The sequence below is a fragment of the Micromonospora sp. NPDC052213 genome, assembly GCF_040679695.1.
Lineage (GTDB): Bacteria > Actinomycetota > Actinomycetes > Mycobacteriales > Micromonosporaceae > Micromonospora.
Genome location: NZ_JBFAVI010000147.1, coordinates 1 through 17,116, shown reverse-complemented (window position 1 = coordinate 17,116; position 17,116 = coordinate 1). Strand labels below are relative to the sequence as shown.

10 protein-coding genes are annotated in these 17,116 nt (G+C 74.8%); 5 read left to right on the top strand and 5 right to left on the bottom strand.

The window, feature by feature from the left end; all coding sequences use genetic code 11:
* Window positions 1-82: 82 nt before the first annotated feature.
* On the bottom strand, window positions 83-1,195 hold the full coding sequence (locus tag AB0L34_RS26320; protein WP_363707492.1) for a DUF3068 domain-containing protein: 1,113 nt from the start codon (window positions 1,193-1,195) through the stop codon (window positions 83-85).
* Between the two features lie 111 nt (window positions 1,196-1,306).
* Between AB0L34_RS26320 and AB0L34_RS26315 the strand changes: the two genes are divergently transcribed.
* Window positions 1,307-2,506 (top strand): acyltransferase, encoded by a 1,200-nt coding sequence (locus AB0L34_RS26315; RefSeq protein ID WP_363707490.1) that lies wholly within the window; start codon window positions 1,307-1,309, stop codon window positions 2,504-2,506.
* Here AB0L34_RS26315 and AB0L34_RS26310 read toward each other — a convergent pair.
* Complete coding sequence (locus AB0L34_RS26310) at window positions 2,398-6,690, bottom strand: alpha-(1->3)-arabinofuranosyltransferase (protein ID WP_363707488.1); 4,293 nt, start codon at window positions 6,688-6,690, stop codon at window positions 2,398-2,400. The genes AB0L34_RS26315 and AB0L34_RS26310 overlap by 109 nt on opposite strands.
* A gap of 85 nt (window positions 6,691-6,775) precedes the next feature.
* Here AB0L34_RS26310 and AB0L34_RS26305 point away from each other — a divergent pair, with 85 nt between their 5' ends.
* Window positions 6,776-7,987, top strand: a complete 1,212-nt coding sequence (locus AB0L34_RS26305; protein WP_363707486.1) for a glycosyltransferase family 4 protein — start codon at window positions 6,776-6,778, stop codon at window positions 7,985-7,987.
* On the opposite strand, the gene AB0L34_RS26300 is transcribed toward AB0L34_RS26305, so the two are convergent.
* Both AB0L34_RS26300 and AB0L34_RS26295 read right to left on the bottom strand, forming a co-directional pair.
* Window positions 7,972-8,166: a hypothetical protein gene (locus tag AB0L34_RS26300; protein ID WP_350709619.1), complete on the bottom strand. Its 195-nt coding sequence runs from the start codon at window positions 8,164-8,166 to the stop codon at window positions 7,972-7,974. The genes AB0L34_RS26305 and AB0L34_RS26300 overlap by 16 nt on opposite strands.
* 113 nt (window positions 8,167-8,279) lie before the next feature.
* Window positions 8,280-9,827: a hypothetical protein gene (locus tag AB0L34_RS26295; protein WP_363707484.1), complete on the bottom strand. Its 1,548-nt coding sequence runs from the start codon at window positions 9,825-9,827 to the stop codon at window positions 8,280-8,282.
* Between the two features lie 115 nt (window positions 9,828-9,942).
* On the opposite strand from AB0L34_RS26295, the gene AB0L34_RS26290 reads away from it, so the two are divergent.
* Both AB0L34_RS26290 and AB0L34_RS26285 read left to right on the top strand, forming a co-directional pair.
* Window positions 9,943-11,202, top strand: a complete 1,260-nt coding sequence (locus AB0L34_RS26290; protein WP_363707482.1) for a polysaccharide biosynthesis protein — start codon at window positions 9,943-9,945, stop codon at window positions 11,200-11,202.
* 32 nt (window positions 11,203-11,234) lie between these two features.
* Window positions 11,235-13,754 (top strand): fibronectin type III domain-containing protein, encoded by a 2,520-nt coding sequence (locus AB0L34_RS26285; RefSeq protein ID WP_363707480.1) that lies wholly within the window; start codon window positions 11,235-11,237, stop codon window positions 13,752-13,754.
* Window position 13,755: 1 nt separating this feature from the next.
* On the opposite strand, the gene nudC is transcribed toward AB0L34_RS26285, so the two are convergent.
* Window positions 13,756-14,679: an NAD(+) diphosphatase gene (gene nudC, locus AB0L34_RS26280; RefSeq protein WP_363707478.1), complete on the bottom strand. Its 924-nt coding sequence runs from the start codon at window positions 14,677-14,679 to the stop codon at window positions 13,756-13,758.
* Window positions 14,680-14,861: 182 nt separating this feature from the next.
* Here nudC and AB0L34_RS26275 point away from each other — a divergent pair, with 182 nt between their 5' ends.
* Window positions 14,862-16,679: a VanW family protein gene (locus AB0L34_RS26275; protein ID WP_363707476.1), complete on the top strand. Its 1,818-nt coding sequence runs from the start codon at window positions 14,862-14,864 to the stop codon at window positions 16,677-16,679.
* The last annotated feature ends 437 nt before the right edge of the window (window positions 16,680-17,116 follow it).

Below are 17,116 nucleotides of genomic sequence, written 5' to 3'. Positions count from 1 at the left end.
GCGCGTGTCGCACCCCGCCCCCCAACCCTGATTTCTGACCCCCGCCCCCCCCCGCCCCGGGGGCCCCACGCCCGACGACCTGCTACCGGCCCCCGGCCTCGCCGTCGGCGCCCCGCACGGGCGCCCCGGACGTGACCTCCTGCTGCTCTCCCGACGCGGCGGCGTCGCTGTCGTCGGCGCGGTGCCGCGCGGCGGCGGTGGCCCGCCGGCCCGAGAGCACCAGCCAGAGGCCGACGAGCAGCGCCAGCGCACCGACGACCGCCAGCGCGAGCGGGATGGTCCGACCGATCAACTGCAGCTTGTCCCGGTTGCTCCCGGCGGACTCCACGCTGTTGGCGATGGTCTGGTCGGTGTAGACGAAGTCGGCGTCCAGCAGCGCGGTGGCCGTGCCCTGGTCCGGCACCAGCGTCTTCTTCTGCTGCTCCCGCACCTTGACGAAGTTGCCGCTGACCGGCTCGACCCAGATGGTGCGGGTGTTGCTGTACATCACCTTGCCGCTGGTCGCGCCCGGCGCGAACGCCCCGAGCAGGCCGCTGACCCGGTCGGCCGGCAGGCCCAGGTCGGTCTCCTCGATGACCTGCTGGAACCGGTACGCCTCGATGCCGTCGACCTTCTCGGTGCCGTCGAACCGGATCGGCAGCGCCTTGCGCACGTCACGGTCGAAGTACTCGTAGTCCTTGCGCTCGGTGTGGAACGGGAACTTGTAGACCTGCCCGCCGAAGGTGACCTCGCTCGGCCCCTCCGGCCCGTCGGCCTGGAGGAACTGCTTGTCCCACTCGACCGCGGCAGCGGTCGACCGGTCCAGCGCCAGCTCCGCGGAGTACTGGCTGATCACCTCACCGGTCTGGGTCCACTTGACCGTGCCGTACGCCCCCCAGACGACCGCCTTGCCCTCCAGGTCGCCGGTCATCTCCGCCTCGGTGACGCCGGCCTGCGGCGCCACCTCGGTGGTGGCCTCCAGCGTGCCGGTCTGGACCGTCGGCGGGGCGTCCTTCTTCAGCTGCAGGAACTTCGCGTTCTCCGCCACCGCTACGCTCGGCTTCAGGCAGCCCTCGGGCTTACCCTCCGCGTTGCAGAGCGTGAGGTCGTACGGCAGTTTCGTCACCGTAGGTGCCACGAAGAACGCCGCTCCCGCGGCGAGCACGAGACACAAGACGCCTATCCCGAACAGCACGGCGCCCAGGCGAGCCTTCACTGATCCTCCCAACAAAGACAGTCAGCCGGTGTCCGGCGAGGGGGTCCTGTCCCTAAACTTGGCCGCAGGTTACTCCCGGGTTACATATTCACGCGACCCTCTGGACGGTTGATGTCTGCGCCAACCACCGATCAGGGCCTCCGCCGGCTGCCCGCGCTCGACGCCGTACGGGTGATCGGCGCGCTGGCCGTCGTCGGGCACCACGTCGGGTTCGCCACGGGCGCGAACACCAACGACTCGGGGCTGGGCAGCTGGCTGTCCCGGCTCGACGTGGGCGTCGCCGTCTTCTTCGTGCTCTCCGGGTTCCTGCTCTTCCGCCCGTACGCGCACTCGCTGGCAACCCGGCAGCGGCCCCCGTCCGCCCGGCGCTACCTGTGGCGGCGCGCGACCCGGATCCTGCCCGCGTACTGGGTGACCGTGGTGGTCTGCCTGCTGGTGCTGCCGCAGAACCGGCCGGCGTCCACCGGCGACTGGTGGCGGCACCTGACGCTGGCCCAGATCTACGAGCCCCGGCAGTTGCGGCACGGCCTCAGCCAGACGTGGAGCCTCGCCACCGAGGCGGCCTTCTACCTGCTGCTCCCGCTGCTGGCCGCGCTCCTGCTCGGCCGCCGCTGGCGTCCCGGCCGGGCGACCGTCGTCATCGTCGTGGCGGGGCTGGCGGTCACCGCCGGTTGGGTGGCCCTGATGGGGCTCGGCCTGCTCGACCTGGGCCTGCACACGATGTGGCTGCCGTCCTACGCCGGCTGGTTCGGCGCCGGCATGGCGCTGGCCACCGTCCACGTGTCGCTGCGCACCGGCACCGGGCACCGGTGGCGGTGGCTGGACGACCTCGGCACGGCGCCGCTGGCGTGCTGGTCGGTCGCGCTCGCCGCGCTGGCCGTCGCCACCACGCCGATCGCCGGGCCCCGGGACCTGGCCGAACCCACCGCCGCCCAGTTCGGACTGAAGATGGCGCTGTACGCCGTGGTGGCGGTGATGCTGGTGCTGCCGGTGGCGTTCGGGCCGGACACCCGGACCAAGGCCGTCCTCGGCGGCGTCGTCGGCCGGTGGCTCGGTCGGGTCTCCTACGGGCTGTTCCTCTGGCACCCCTTCGTGCTGGAGGGGGTCTACCTCCTCACCGACCGGCCGAACTTCACCGGCGACACGGGCCAGATCTTCCTGCTCACCGTCGCCGGCGGGCTGGTGCTCGCCGCGCTCAGTTACTACGCCGTCGAGCGCCCCTTCCAACGCTGGAACGGGCCGTGGCCGCGCCGCGGCGGGAGCACGACCGAGAACCAGAGCACCGTCACGGCCGCGACCGCCGCCAGCTGAGGCGCCGCGGCGGTGTGCCCGCCGCGGGTCACCGCGTACCAGCCGGCCAGCGCGAAGCAGCCCACCGGCAGCCACCGTCCGGCCACCCGGTACAGCCGGTGCAGCCGGCGCCGGTCCGGCGGGTGCAGCTGCGGCTCCAGCACGTGACCGGCCAGCACACCGGCCGCCGCCAGCATCGCGACCGCGACCGCCGCCAGGCCACCGAACAGCAGCAGCGCCGCCCCACCGAAGACCAGGGCGAGCAGTCGGTGCCGGCGGCGGCGCGCCGGAGCCGCCAGCGGTGGCGGGACCCGCCGGCTCGGCAACGCGGCGGCCACCCCGACCCCGCCCAGCAGGATCGCGCCGACGCCCAGCGCCACGACGTAGCCGTCGTCCGGGGCGAACCGGAGCAGCACCTCGCCGGAGAAGCCGGCCGGCACCAGCCAGCCCTGCTGCCAGCCGTCCACCACGAACGGGGTGAGCCGCCTGCCGCCCGCGGTGGCCTCCCACCCCGCGTTGGCGTTCTCCCGCAGGGCCAGCACCCGCTGGCCCGGATACGCATCCAGGTGCAGCGACCGCCGGGTGGCCGCCCAGCCGTCCACCCGGACCGGGGTCTGGGTGGCCTCCGGCGCGCCCGCCGTGCCGGCCGCGCCGCCGGCGGTGGGCCCCGGGACGACGGCGTCGGGGGTGAGGACGAGCCGGGTCGGCGTTGCCAGGCGGCTCGCCGCCGCCACCACCCGCACCTCCCCGCCGGCCAGCGGCAGCGGGTCCTCCGCACGGGCGCCGCAGAGCACCGCGTCCACCTCGCGCAGCTCCACCAACTCCCGCCGGCTCGCCACCAGCGCCGTCCGGCGCCGGTGGGTCCCGACCTCGACGGTCGGCCCGGTGCCGCAGGGAAGCGTGACGTGCTCCTCCGGGTCGTTGCGCAGCACCGGGCCCTCGGGCAGCACGATCAGCTCGCCCACGCCGACGGGCAGGCTCCGCGACAACCGCCGGTACGGGTCGAAGGTGTTGGCCGGCACGACGTCGGAGATCAGCACGGTGATCTGGTCGGTCTTCAGCGGCCGGTCGAAGACCAGGCTGCCGCCCTCGTCGAAGACGCCGCCGCGCATGCCGCCGTCCCCGATCACGGTCGCCTGCCACGGGCGGGCGGCCGCTGCCGTGGGTGGCAGGGTCACCTTCAGCCCGGCGATCTGGCGCGCCTTGGGCCAGGTCAAACGCAGCCACGGTTGCCGGTCCGACGCGGCGGCGTACCACGTGGTCGCCGGGTCGCCGTCGACGACCGCGCCCGGCCGGGCCGCGGGGTGGGGAACCCCGATGCTGGAGGCGGCGACCGCCGGAGTGATGCCGCGCGCGGCGGCCGCCTCGCCACCGCCGTCGAGCAACGCGTTCAGGGCGCTCCCCGCCCGGGGGCGCACCCGCAGCGCCACGTCGTAGTCGGCGGCGATCGGCAGGCTCAGCGTACGGTCGATCCGGTCGCCGTCCTCGGACTCCCGGGCGAGCCCGCCGTCGCAGATCGGTCGGCCCTCGTCGAAGACGCAGGGCGAGGCGCCGGCGGCGGCCGTGAGCACCACGGCGGCCGGGGCGGCGCTGGCCGGCGGCGCGGGCACGGCCAGGGTCCGCTCGACCCGCAGGCCGGGGATGGACAGCTCGGCGATGCCGACGCCGCCGAAGCCGGCCCGGATGTCGAAGACCTGGTCGACGGAGACCCGGACCCGGCGGGTCGGGTGGCCGGCGGGCACCGTGACCTGCACGCTCTGGCCCGGGTTCTCCACCACCGCCTGCTGGTTGCCCGCGGCGACGGTGATCCGGGTGGGCAGGGAGTCGGCGCCGGTGTCGAAGGTGAGCCGCACGTCGCGGACCACCTGCGGCTCGGTCAACTCCACCTCCAGCCACTGCTCGGTGGCCAGGGTGCCCGGCGCCGAGCGCCAGGAGGTGGCGAGGCTGCCGTCGAGCGCCGCGTACGGCTGGTGCGCCGGCCGGCCGCCGACCAACGGCTGGGCGTCCGACCAGGAGCTCGACGCGGTCACCGACTCGATGCCGAGGTAGCGCGCGGTGGTCGCCTGGTCCTCGCCCCACGGCGGCAGGTAGTCCCGGGCGGGCGCGCCGAGCCGCGACTCGTCGGCGGGCGTCATGGTCGCCGAGGCGTTGTCGTGCGGTTGTCCGAACGCGACCTCACGCCGGCGCAACCCGTCGGTGAGCACCACCGGGCTGCCGGCCAGCCCCGCCGGCCGGTCCCCCGCCAGCACCGTCGGGGCGTCCGAGAGCCGGCCGGCCGCCGCGATCTGGAGCAGCGACTCCGGCCCGCCCACCACCGTGGTGAGCCCCTTCGTGTCGTACGCGACGACCGGGCTGACCGGCTTCTCGACCTCGTACACCTCCAGCGCCCGGACCCTCACGTCCAGCCCGTGGTCGACGAAGTTGCCGGGCAACTGGCCGCCGCCGACCTCCGGCCCGAAGGCGCGCACCGCACGGATGCCGGGCGAGCGTTGCAGCGCCTGCCGGACCACCACCGGCTGGGTGGCCCCGGAGCGCCCGTAGTCGAGATCGGAGCGGAGCAGCAGGAAGCGCACGCCCGAGCGGGCGAGCAGGTCGGCCAGCCCGGCGGAGCCCTCGCCGTTGGCCAGCGCGGCCTCGACGGTGTCGAGCAGGCGGATCGTGCCCGGCGGGGTGAGCGGCACGGAGCTGCGCACCGCCCAGCTGCTCTCCAGCAGGGGCTGGGTGACCTCGTCGCTCGGGCTGCCCCAGAGGTAGCGGGGGAACCGGGCGGCGGGCACCACCAGCACGCGGTCCATGCCGAGGTTGCGGTCCAGCCAGGACGTCGCCTGGTGCCAGTAGCCGGGCACCTCGCGGAAGCTGCCCTGGGCGGGCAGCCCGGCGGCCAGCGCCGGCGCGGCCACCCCGGCGACCGCGACGAGGGCGGTGCCGGTGACCAGGTTGGCGCGCAGCCGCACCGGCTGGAGCAGGCGGGGCAGGCCCGGGTTCAGGTCGGGCCGGTCGGCCGCCCGGGCCGCCCGCGCCACCAGCCCGAGCAGGTGGGCCAGGCCGAGGATGAGCGGCAGCCGGAGCACCACGTCGAACTTGTGCACGTTGCGCAGCGGTGCGCCGGCTGCGTCGAGGAAGTCCCGCTGCGTCTGCGCGCCCAGCCCGTCGACCGCGCCGACGTGACCGAGCCCGACCAGGGCCAGCCCGACCAGCAGGCCCGTGACCAGGAGACGCCGGTGCGGCATGCCCCGCCGGGCCAGGCCGACCAGGCCGAGGCCGGCGACCACCAGGGTCGCGACGACCAGCGGTTGCTCGGTGGCCAGCCGCCAGCCGGCAGACCAGGGTGGCCCGTACGCGCCGTTGAGGTACGCGTGCCAGTGCGAGGCGCCGCGCAGCACGGTGGTCGTGTCGGTGGGTGCGGTGGTGACCGGCGCCGTCTCGATGTAGTCGAGGAACGGCGGACTGTACCGGCCCAGCAGGAGCAGGGGCACCAGCCACCAGGCGGTCGCCGCGCCCACCGCCAGGCCCCAGGCGGCCAATGCCCTGATCCGCAGCCGGAACGGGTGCAGGCCGACCAGCAGGAGGCCGGCCAGCGGCACGACGGCCAGCACCGCCGTCGCGTTGACGCCCCCGGCACACGCCACCACCAGGGCGGACCGGGTGACCGCGCGGCGCACCGACCCGCCCCGGGCCAGCCCCACCAGGGGCACCAGCACCCAGGGGGCGAGGGCGCTCGGCCACGCCTCCACCGAGATCGGGCCGAGCTCGGTGACCAGCCGGGGGGAGAGCGCGAAGGCGACCCCGGCGACCAGCCGGGCCCCCGGCGTGCCGATGTGCAGCCGCTCGGCCAACCGGACCACGCCGGTGCAGGCCACCGTCATGAGCAGCGCCCACCAGAGCCGCTGCACCACCCAGGCCGGGACGGCGAGCAGCTTGCCGAGGAGGAAGAACGGGCCCATCGGCCAGAGGTAGCCGTACGCCTGATTCTGGAGCTGGCCGAAGGTCCCGTCCGGGTCCCAGACGTGCAGGGCACGACTCAACCATCCGGCCGGATCGACCGCCAGGTCCACCTTGGTGTCGATGACGATCATGCCCGGATCCTGGAGGAACGCCAGGGCCGACAAACCGAGACAGACCGCGACCAAGCGAAGACGCCACACCCTCCTCGATGTGTCGTCCGGCCGATCGGTCAGCTCCGGACGGGCCGGCGCCTGCTGCATGTCGCCTCCGATGGGGCATTGCGGGGGGCGTGACGAAGCCCATAGTGTGACGCGACGCGAAGACTACTCGGCAGTAGGAGTAAGTGTGGAAGCACCGCCTGCCGCCAACCGGCACGTACTTTTCCTCAACTGGCGTGACACCCGGAACCCGGAGGGCGGCGGCTCGGAGGTGTACGTCGAGCGGATCGCCGGGGAACTCGTACGCCGGGGCCACCGCGCCACGCTGCTCTGCGCCACACACTCCGCCGGCCCCGCCGAGGAGGTCACCGCCGACGGGGTGCGGGTGCTGCGTCGCGGCGGCCGGCACACCGTCTACCTGCGTGCCGCGTTGGTCTACCTGGCCGGAGCGCTGGGCCTCGGCCCGCTGGCCCGGCGCCGGGGTGGCCGACCGGACGTGATCGTGGACGTGGGCAACGGCCTGCCATTCCTCTCCGCCCTGTACGCCCTCTGCCCGGTGATCGCGCTGGTGCACCACGTGCACCGGGAGCAGTGGCCCGTGGTGCTGGGCCGCTGGCTGGCCCGCTTCGGCTGGTGGGTGGAGTCCTGGCTGGCCCCGCGCGTCTACCGCCGGTGCCGGTACGTGACGGTCTCCGAGGCCACCCGCCGGGAGCTGGCCACCCTCGGCATCGACCTCGCCCGCATCGCCGTCGTGCACAACGGCACGCCGGACATGCCCGTCGGGCCGGTGCGGCGCACCCCGCACCCGTCCCTGGTGGTGCTCGGCCGGCTGGTGCCGCACAAGCAGGTCGAACTGGCCCTGCACGCGGTCGCCGGGCTCGCCGGCGAACTGCCCGGCCTCACCCTCGTGGTCGCCGGCCAGGGCTGGTGGGAGCCGCACCTGCGCCGGCTCGCCGACGAGCTGGGCATCACCGACCGGGTCCGGTTCACCGGCTTCGTCAGCGACACGGAGAAGGGGGACCTGCTCGCCAGCGCGTGGGTCGCGCTCACTCCCTCGCTGAAGGAGGGCTGGGGACTGACCATCGTGGAGGCCGGGGCGGTGGGCACGCCGACGGTCGCGTTCCGCGGCGCCGGCGGGGTCGAGGAGGCACTCGTCGACGGCGAGACCGGCCTGCTCGCGGACGACGTTGACGACTTCGTCGCCAAGGTGCGGGTGCTGCTCACCGACGACGCCCTGCGTACCGCGATGGGCGCGGCGGCGCGGGCGCACGCGGCCCGCTTCACCTGGCCGGTCTCGGGCGAAAAATTCGCGGCCCTCGTGGCGAGGGCCGCGAACGTTCGGGCGGTGGTGCCGGCGGAGCAGATGGAGCCGGTGGAGCCGTCCTACCTCGCGCCGTAGACCAGCGGCTTGTTGGCGCCGCCGCTGCCGCCGTCCGAGCTGGTCCGCGCGGACTGCTCGGCCTTGGCGGCCTCGGACGACGAGGTGCCGGTGAGGGTGGTGGCCAGCGCCACCGACCCGAAGACGCCGAGAGCGACCGCGATCACTCCGGCGAGAACCAACGAGAGAGCACTGCGCATGGTGCTGACTTCCTCCTCGTGAGCTGCGTGCGCGGGACGTTACCACCAAGTAGCGACGGTGGGGAGGGCCGCGAGGACGATCGATACGGGCCGGTGGGCGCGCTCGCGGCCGGTCAGCCGCCCGCCATCGGGTTCTCGTACAGGGTCAGGTCCGTGCCGGCGTACTCCTCGCGGAGCCCGACCAGCGTCGCCGGGTCCACCCGGTGACCGCCGACCACCCGTTGCACCACCACCCAGCGCACACCGGTGGCCGTCACCGGAGCACCGGTGGCGAGCACCCGCCGCACCTGCGCCACCCGCGGATTCTCCCCGCTCACCTCGCTCGGGCCGACCCAGAGCGTGTCGTCGACGAGGACGTCGGCGTCGACGTAGCGGGGCAGCGGGTCGAGCGCCGTCCGACCACCGTTCCACGGGTACGCCCGGTAGGCCCCGAACGGCAGCGAGAGCACCTCGCCCGGCCGGCCGTCGAGGCGGGCGGCGACGGCGTTCCAGTCCGCCGGATAGGCCACCGGTCGCAGCCGGCCGGCCGCGCCGAACGCCAGGTCCGGCAGCACCACCACGGGCAGGACCAGCGCCCCGGCGAGCACCGCGCCCGCGCCCACCCGACCGGCCCGACCCGCCGCCTCGGCCAGCCGCTCCACCCCGAGCGCGAACCCGACGGCGACCAGCAGGGCGTACGGGACGAGGAACTTCTGCCCGTCGCGCAGCACCCCGGCCCCGGGCACCGTGGCCACCGACCACTCCAGCAGCCCGCTCAAGCCCGGCAGCACGCCCAGAGCGGCGAGCAGGAAACCGCCGGCCGCCAGCCCGGCGAGCCGGTGCGCGAGCCCGCCCGACCACCGGCGGCTCAACGCCTGGTAGCCGAGGACCGCCACGGCCAGCACGACGGCGGTGGCCACCGGCGCCAGCGGGGACGAGCGGCTCACCGGCGTCGTCTGCGCGTTCCAGATCCCGCCGGTGCCGGCCAGCGCGCCGAGCGCGCCGCTCCAGTTCTCCGCCCGCGCCGCGAACGCCGCCACCCCGTCGGGGTCGGTCCGGGCATCCGCCCGGGTCAGGGCCGCCGCCACCAACCAGGGCGCGTTCAGCAGCAGCACGAGTCCCACCGCGGCCGCCCCGACCCGGCCCCCGGCCCGCCTCGGCACCAGCACGACGGTGCTGGCCAGGGCGATGAGGCCGCCGGTCGGGGTCACCGCCGCGGGCACCGCGGCCAGCACCAGCAGCGGCAGCGCCCGCCGCCCACCGGCCCGCAACCGGATCACCGCCGACACCAGCCAGGGCAGCGACGCGTACGCCAGCAGCAGTCCCCAGTGCCCGATCAGCAGCCGTTCCGCCAGGTATGGCGTCCACGCGTACCCGACGGCGGCCACCAGCCGGGTGACCGGGTGCCGCGCCGGCACCAGCAGCCCGGCGCCGACCGTGGCGAGCAGCAGCACCGCGACCAGCACCAGCCGCTGCACCAGCCAACCGGGCACCACCTGACTGGCCAGCGACACCAGGGCGTCCAACGGCACCGCCCGGGGCAGCGAGTCGGACGGGACGACGAGTTCCGCGCGCCACGGCTGGTGCGGCACGAAGACCATGTCGTAACTGAGCACGTAACCGGGCGCCGCCAGCGGAGCCAGCACCAGCAGGGTGACGGCCAACCCGAGCCCGGCGAGCATCGACCTCTCCCGCAGGGTTGACCTCCTCACTACGCTGACCGGGCGTGGCACCGGCGTGGCGCCACTGTACGCGCGCCCGCCGCACAGCCGGGGGTGCCGGCGACCCGGGGCGGTGATGGGAACGGATTCGGACAGGCGCGGCCGGGCGACCGGTCTCGGTACCGCGGGGGTGGCGGTGACGCTGGCCGGTGTCTTCGTCAACGGGCTGGCCTACGTGGTGCCCGTCCTCGGCGCCCGGCACCTCGACCCGGCGGAGCTGAGCGCGCTGGCCACCCTCCTCGCGCTGGGCGCGATAGGCGGTGTGGCCGGCACCGGGCTGCAGATCGCGGTCGCCGTGCACCGGGCCCGCCACGGCCACGCCGCCACCACCCGACCCACCGTGCTCACGCTCGTCGTCACCGCCGCGCTGCTCGCCGTGACGCTGCCGGTGGCCGCCGTGCAGCTCCGGCTGGCCGCCCCGGCGGTGCTGCTGCTCGGCGTGCTCACCGTGGCGGTCGTCGCGGCCGGTCGCTGGCTCGGCGAGTTGCAGGGCGACCAGCGTTTCCTGCGGCTCGCCGGCGGCATGGCGCTGCTCGGCGCCGGCCGCTACGGGGGCATGGTGGCGGGGCTCTCGCTCGGCGGCGGGCTCACCGGGTCGCTGCTGGCCGGGGCGGTCACCTCGGTCCTGGTGCTCGCCCTGCTGGTACGCCTCAACCGGGGCTCCGGCATCGACCCGACGGCACCCTCGCTCGCCACCCGGACCGTGCTCACCGCCAGCGGCGCCACGCTGGCGATGCTGGTCGTCTCGTACGTGGACCTGCTGCTCGCCCGCCGCTTCCTACCGCCGGACGTCTCCGGCACCTACGCCGTCGGCACGGTGCTGACCAAGGGCGCCCTCTGGGCGCCGCAGGTGGTGACCGTGATCGCGCTGCCCCGCCTGGCGAAGGGTGACCGCCGCGCCCTGGTCACCGCGCTGGCCCTGGTCGCCGGCGCCGGGGCGGTGCTGGTGCTGGGCTCGGCGCTGGCCGGCGGGCTCGCCTTTCGCCTGGCCGGTGGCCCGGCGTACGCCGGGTCCGGCCGCTACGCCCCGCTCTTCGCCGCCACCGGCGCCCTGTACGCGGTGGTCTTCATCCTGGTGAACGCCCGGGTCGCGGCATCGGCCCGGTGGCCCGCCGCTCCACTGTGGCTGTCGACGGTGGTGTACGTGGCCGCGGTCGCGACCGTCGTGCCACGGACCATCGCCGGGATCGCCGGGGCGGCCCTGGTGACGGCGGCAGTCACCGCCGTGGCGACCGGGCTGCTGACAATGGCTCACGAACGCGGCGACAGGTCGAAACCCACCCGGACGGCCACTACCCACCCAGCGGGAGCACATGGCACAGTGCGGGACGGATAACCAGGAGACGGGGGTTTCTGGTGAGCGTCCGCATGACCACGACCGGATCCCGCCGACGCGAAGACCGTCCGCACACCCGCTGGCTGCTCGTGCTGTACGCCGCCGCGCTGGTGGTCACCCTGACCGCCGGCGTTCCGGGCCCTGCGCGGGCCGAGGGCGGCATGTCGGCCGAGCGGCTCACCGCCCTCTTCGACCGCTACGGCGACACCTCGGGCAGGTGGAACGGCGCCGACCGGACAGCCTCCGTCCGGCTCCCCGACGGCCGGCTGCTCTGGCTCTTCTCCGACACCTTCCTCGGCCCGGTCGATCCGGACGGCTCCCGGCCCGACACCGCGTCGTTCATCAACAACTCGATGGTCGTGCAGCAGGGCGACGAGCTGCGCGAGACCGTGCACGGCGGCACCGCCGAGGAGCCCGCCTCGCTGGTGCCACCACCGGCCGCCGACCAGTTCTACTGGGTCGGCGACGCCCAGGTCGTCGGCCAGAGCCTCCAGCTGCTGGTCAACCGCTACCGCCGGACCGGCGCCGGCCCGCTGGACCACGTCCTGCTGGGCACGTCGCTGGCCACCTTCGCGTTACCCGGCCTGGCTCCCACCGCCGTCCGGCCGCTGCCGCTGGGGCAGCGGATCTCCTGGGGCTCCGCGCTGCTCCGCGACGGCGGGCACACCTGGATCTACGGCACCGAGGCGAGCGGCGAGACCAAGTTCGCGCACGTGGCCCGGGTCGCCGGGGACGACCTCACGGGCCCGTGGGAGTTCTGGACGGGCAGCGGCTGGGCGCCCGAGGTGGACCGGTCCGCCCGCGTCCTCAGCGGCGTCGGCACGTCGTACGGCGTGCAGCGGGTCGGGGACCGGTACGTGCTCGTGACCCACGAGAACAACCTCGTGTTCAGCGGCGACCTCGTGGCCTACTCCGCCGCCGGGCCGACGGGGCCGTTCGACGGACCGGACTACCTGCACAGCGCCGCGGAGACCGACGCCGGGCACCTCGTCTACGACGCCGACCTGCACCCCGATCTGGCCCGTCCGGGAAAGCTGCTGATCTCGTACAACGTCAACAACGTCGACGACGCGGTGACGTATGCCGACGCCGGCGTCTACCGGCCGCGTTTCGTCGAGGTCGACTGGCCCCGCCCCCGGCCGGACCGGGCCGACGTGCCACCGGCTCCGGCCGCGCTCACCGCCGACGCCCGGGGTGCGGGCAACGCCGAGCTGCGCTGGCGCCCCGTCAGGGCCGATGACGAGCCGCGTTACCTGGTCCACCGGCGAGACGTGACCGCCGGCCAGACCCACTTCGTCCGCATCGGCGAGCCGACCGCCGAGGCCCGCTTCTCCGCCGACTTCCTCGTCAACGGGCACGAGTACGAGTTCCGGGTGACCACGCTCGGGCGCCGGGGCGAAGGCCCGCCGTCGCCGGTGGCGCGGATGACCGCCACCGTGCCGCCACCTGCGCCGCCCGGCGGGCTACGGGCTGCGGCCGGGCGGACCGGGGACGTCGCGGTGCGGTGGGACCCGCTGCCGTTCGTCCAACTGTTCCGGCTGTACCAGCGCGACGTCACATCGGGTCAGCGGGCACCGGCCCTGGTCGGCACGTTCACCGGCACCAGCGCGACCGTCGACTCGCTGTGGCACGCGCGGACGTACGAGTTCACCGTCGTCGCGGTCGGCGGCGGCGGGGACAGCCAACCCTCCGCGCCGGTCCGGGCCACCGCCTTCGTCACCCCGCCGGCCGCGCCGGCCCGGCCGACCGCCAGCCCCCAGCCGGACGGCGACATCCGGCTCAACTGGGCCGGCCTCGGACCGGGCGTCTCCTACCGCGTCTACCGACGGGACGTGACGGCGGGCGAGACCCGCCTCGGTTCGCCGTCGCTGGACACCAGGGCGAACCACCTCGCCCGGCACCTCCGACACGACCACGAGTACGAGTTCGCGGTCAGCGCCGTGAACAGCGGCGGCGAGGGGCCCCTCTCCCCGCCGGTCCGGGCCCGGGCGCGGTTCACCGCGCCGGAGGTGGTGCCGGCCGGCCTGCGGGTGACGAAGGTCGGGCCGGGTCAGGTGGAGCTGGCCTGGCGCTCGACCAACCCCGGCGGATGGCACCGCGTCTACCGACGGGACCTCACCGCCGGAGAGCGGGACTTCACCGAGGAGAAGGTGGCCGTGCAGGGCACCGAGGCCACCATCCACCAGCTGCGCAACGGCCACGAGTACGAGTTCGCGGTCGCCGCCGCCAACCAGGCCGGTCCGGGTCGGCTGAGCAGGCCGGTCCGGGCCACGCCGCGGCTGCCCACGCCGGGCGGGCTGGCGGTGACGGCGGGCGGCAACGGTGAGGCGCGGCTGAGCTGGCGTCCGGCCGGCCCTGGCCTCGCCTACCGCGTCCAGCTCCGGGATGTCACGTCCGGCACGAGCTGGCGGACGGATCCGTACCCCGTGGCCGGAACCGACTTCACCGCCGTACTGCTGACCCGGGGCCACCGCTACGAGTTCCGGGTCGCGGCCACCGACGGCGTCGACACGGGCCCGCCGTCCGCGCCCGTCGCCGTGCTTGTGGAGTGAGTCAGGCTCCGGCGGCGAGCCAGGACTGGAGCAGGTGGTGGTCGATCGAGTCGACCCGGCCGAGCGGTCGCCCGGCGGCCACCCGTTCACGCAGCTCGTCCCGGGTGAACCAGCGCGCCTCCAGCAGCTCCTCGCCGTCCACCCGCACCTCCTCGGACGCGGCGGTGGCCCGGAATCCCACCATCAGTCCCGCCGGGAACGGCCACGCCTGCGAGCCCACGTACGTCAGGTCGGTCACCGTTACCCCGGCCTCCTCGGCCATCTCCCGCCGGACGGCGTCCTCCAGGCTCTCGCCCACCTCCACGAAGCCGGCGAGCGTCGAGTACGCCCCCTCCCGCGCGCCCGCGTGCCGGGCCAGCAGGCAGCGGTCCGGTGCGCCGGGCGCCTCGACCAGCACGATGACCGCCGGTTCGATCCGGGGAAAGAGGAGCCGGCCGCAGTCCGCCCCGGTGCAGGACCGGACGTGTCCCCCGCCCCGGGCGACGGTCGACGCCCCGCAGGCGCCGCAGAAGCGCTGCTGCCGGTGCCAGTGCAGCAGCCCCCGCGCGTACGCCTGGACGGCCGCCTCGGCCGGACCGAGCCGGCCGACCAACGCCCGGACGTCCACGGCGGCGCCCGCCCCGGCCGCCTCGACGGCGGCGGCCTCGGACAGGCCGGAGAGGTCCACCGCGAAGACGGCCGACGTGTCGTCGCCCATGCCCAGGAAGGCGGTCTCGTCGGCGACGGCGAGCACCCGGGCCGCCAGGTCGCCGGTCAACCGCACCGGCACGTCCTCCGTGACCAGGCAGCGGTCCCGCCAGAGCGGCAGGACGACGCTGCCCGGGTCTGCCATCAGCGCCGCGATCCGCTCCGGGTCGGCGCGCAACTCCCCCGCCCGGTCCAGCCAACCGCCGCCGTACGCCAGGACCGCCTCGTCCGCTCGCATGTCCCTACCGTGCCATGGCCGCCGCCGCGCCCCGCGCCCGGGCGGCCCCCACCGGCCCGCCGCGCGACACGCGCCGCCGCAACGGGAGGGGCGCAGACTGCCGCCGCGCCGGACCGCCGGTTACCGTAGGTGTCTTCCGGGCGGGGCGAGCGCTCCCCCCTTTGTGGTATGCCCTTATCGAGGTGACCGTGACGCTGTACGGCGAGAAGAGCCCACCCGCCGACGACCGGCCCACCGTGCAGGTCACCGCGGTGACCTGGCCGGGTGACGAGCCGGCACCCGTCGTGCCCGCCGGCCGGCCGGGCGGGGGGTCCCGGTCCCGCCGGGTCCGCCTGCTGCTCGCCGCCGGTGTCGCCACGGCGGTGCTGGCCTCCGTGGCGGGGGTGGGCGCCTACGCGTACGCCGGTGACGTGCCCCGCGGGACGACGGTGCTCGGGGCGGAGCTCGGCGGCCGGAGCCGCGCGGACGCCGCCCGGGAACTGCGGGCGGCGCTGGACCGCCGCGCCGCCGAACTCGCGGCCCCCCTGTCGGTACGCGTCGGCGAGCGGACCGCCGAGATCGTCCCGGCCGAGGTCGGCCTGGCCGTCGACGTCGACGCCACCGTGGCGGCGGCCGCCGAGGCGGACGCGCACGCGGTCGACCGGCTCGTCGGGTCCCGCGCGGTGCAGCCGGTGGTGACCGTGGACGTCGCCCGCCTCGACACCGCCCTGAAGAAGGCGGTCGGCGACCAGGGCCGGAAGATGACGATGCCGGCGATCACCTGGAAGGGCACCACGCCGAAGGCGGTGCACCCGAAGCCGAGCCTCGCGCTGGATCCGGAGCGCTCCGCGCAGGTGGTGCGGGAGGGCTGGCTGAGCCGCCAGCCGGTGACCGTGCCGCTGGTCGAGACGCACCCGGTGACCACCGCCGAAGAGGTGGACCGGCTGGTCGCCGAGCTGGCGGAGCCGGCCGTCGCCGCGCCCGTCACGCTCACCACCGACAAGGGTTCCGTGCAGATCCCGCCGAAGGCGATCGCGAGGAGCCTCCGGTTCACCGCCGACAAGGCCGGCAAACTGACCCCGCAGGTCGACGTGAAGCGGCTGCGCGCCGCGCTCGGCGACGACCTGGCGGCGATCGAGGTTCCGCCGAAGGACGCCCGGATGACCATCTCCGGGGGCAAGCCGAAGGTCGTCGACGGCAAGCCGGGGCAGCAGATCGACAGCGCCGCCCTCGGCCGCGACCTGCTGGCCGTGCTGCCGAAGGCGGAGGACCGGAAGGTCAGCGGCGAGCTGAAGCCGGCCGAGCCGGAGCTGACCGCGGAGAAGCTGGCCGGGCTCGGCATCAAGGAGCGGGTGTCCACGTTCACCACCCGGTTCACCGGTGGGCTCTCCTCGCCGCGCAGCCAGAACATCATCACGATCGCCAAGGACGTGGACGGCACGGTCGTACTGCCCGGCGAGACGTTCTCGCTCAACGGGCACACCGGCGAGCGCGGCTACGCCCAGGGCTACCGGGACGCCCCGGTCATCCTGAACGGCAAGCTGGTGCCGGGCGTGGGCGGCGGCACCTCGCAGTTCACCACCACGCTGTTCAACGCGACCTACTACGCGGGCCTGGAGGACGTCGAGCACAAGCCGCACTCGTACTGGTTCAGCCGGTACCCGGCGGTCATCGAGTCGACCATCTTCTGGCCGGACCTGGACTTCAAGTTCCGCAACAACACCGAGTACGGCGTCCTGATCGACACCTCGTACACGTCCAGTTCCATCACGGTGTCCATCTGGAGCACTAAGATCTGGGACAGCGTGAAGACGGAGTACAGCCCGCGGCGCAACATCACCCAGCCGAAGACCGTCTATCTTGAGCCGGGCCCCACCTGCATCCCCGCCAGCGGCAGCCAGGGCTTCACCCAGGACGCCTTCCGGGTCATCAAAAAGGACGGCAAGGTCGTGAAGCGGGAGAAGTTCACCTGGCGCTACGACGCCGAGCCGCGCTTCATCTGCGCCCGCGAACCGTCCTGACGTCCGTCCCACTTCCGCACGTCGCTGCCCCGCCTGCCCCGCCGGCGGGGCAGTTCCTTTCCGGCGTACGCACACCCGCGCGGGCTCTTTCTCGCCAGGCGGCGGATCTCGGCCGACTGTGTGACTTCGCCCTGATCGGCTGGGGTGGTGTGGGCCTGCCACAGTCCCGTTGGTGGCGCCCAGGTGGGTGGGGGTGGGCGCTGCCTGAGCGTTTGTTGCGGTGTCGAGTGGGGCCCTCTGCCGAGCTCGTTCCCGTTTGTTGTGGCGTCGGCGGGTGCTGTCTGAGCGTTTGTTGCGGTGTCGGGTGCGTGGGGGTGGGGCCCGCTGCCTGAACTCGTTGCCGTTTGTTGCGGTGTCGGGTGGTGGGTGGGGCCTGCCGTGCCCGGCTCCGGGCGGTCAGGCTTGATCCCTGCGCCGGGCACGGCTGGCCCAACCCC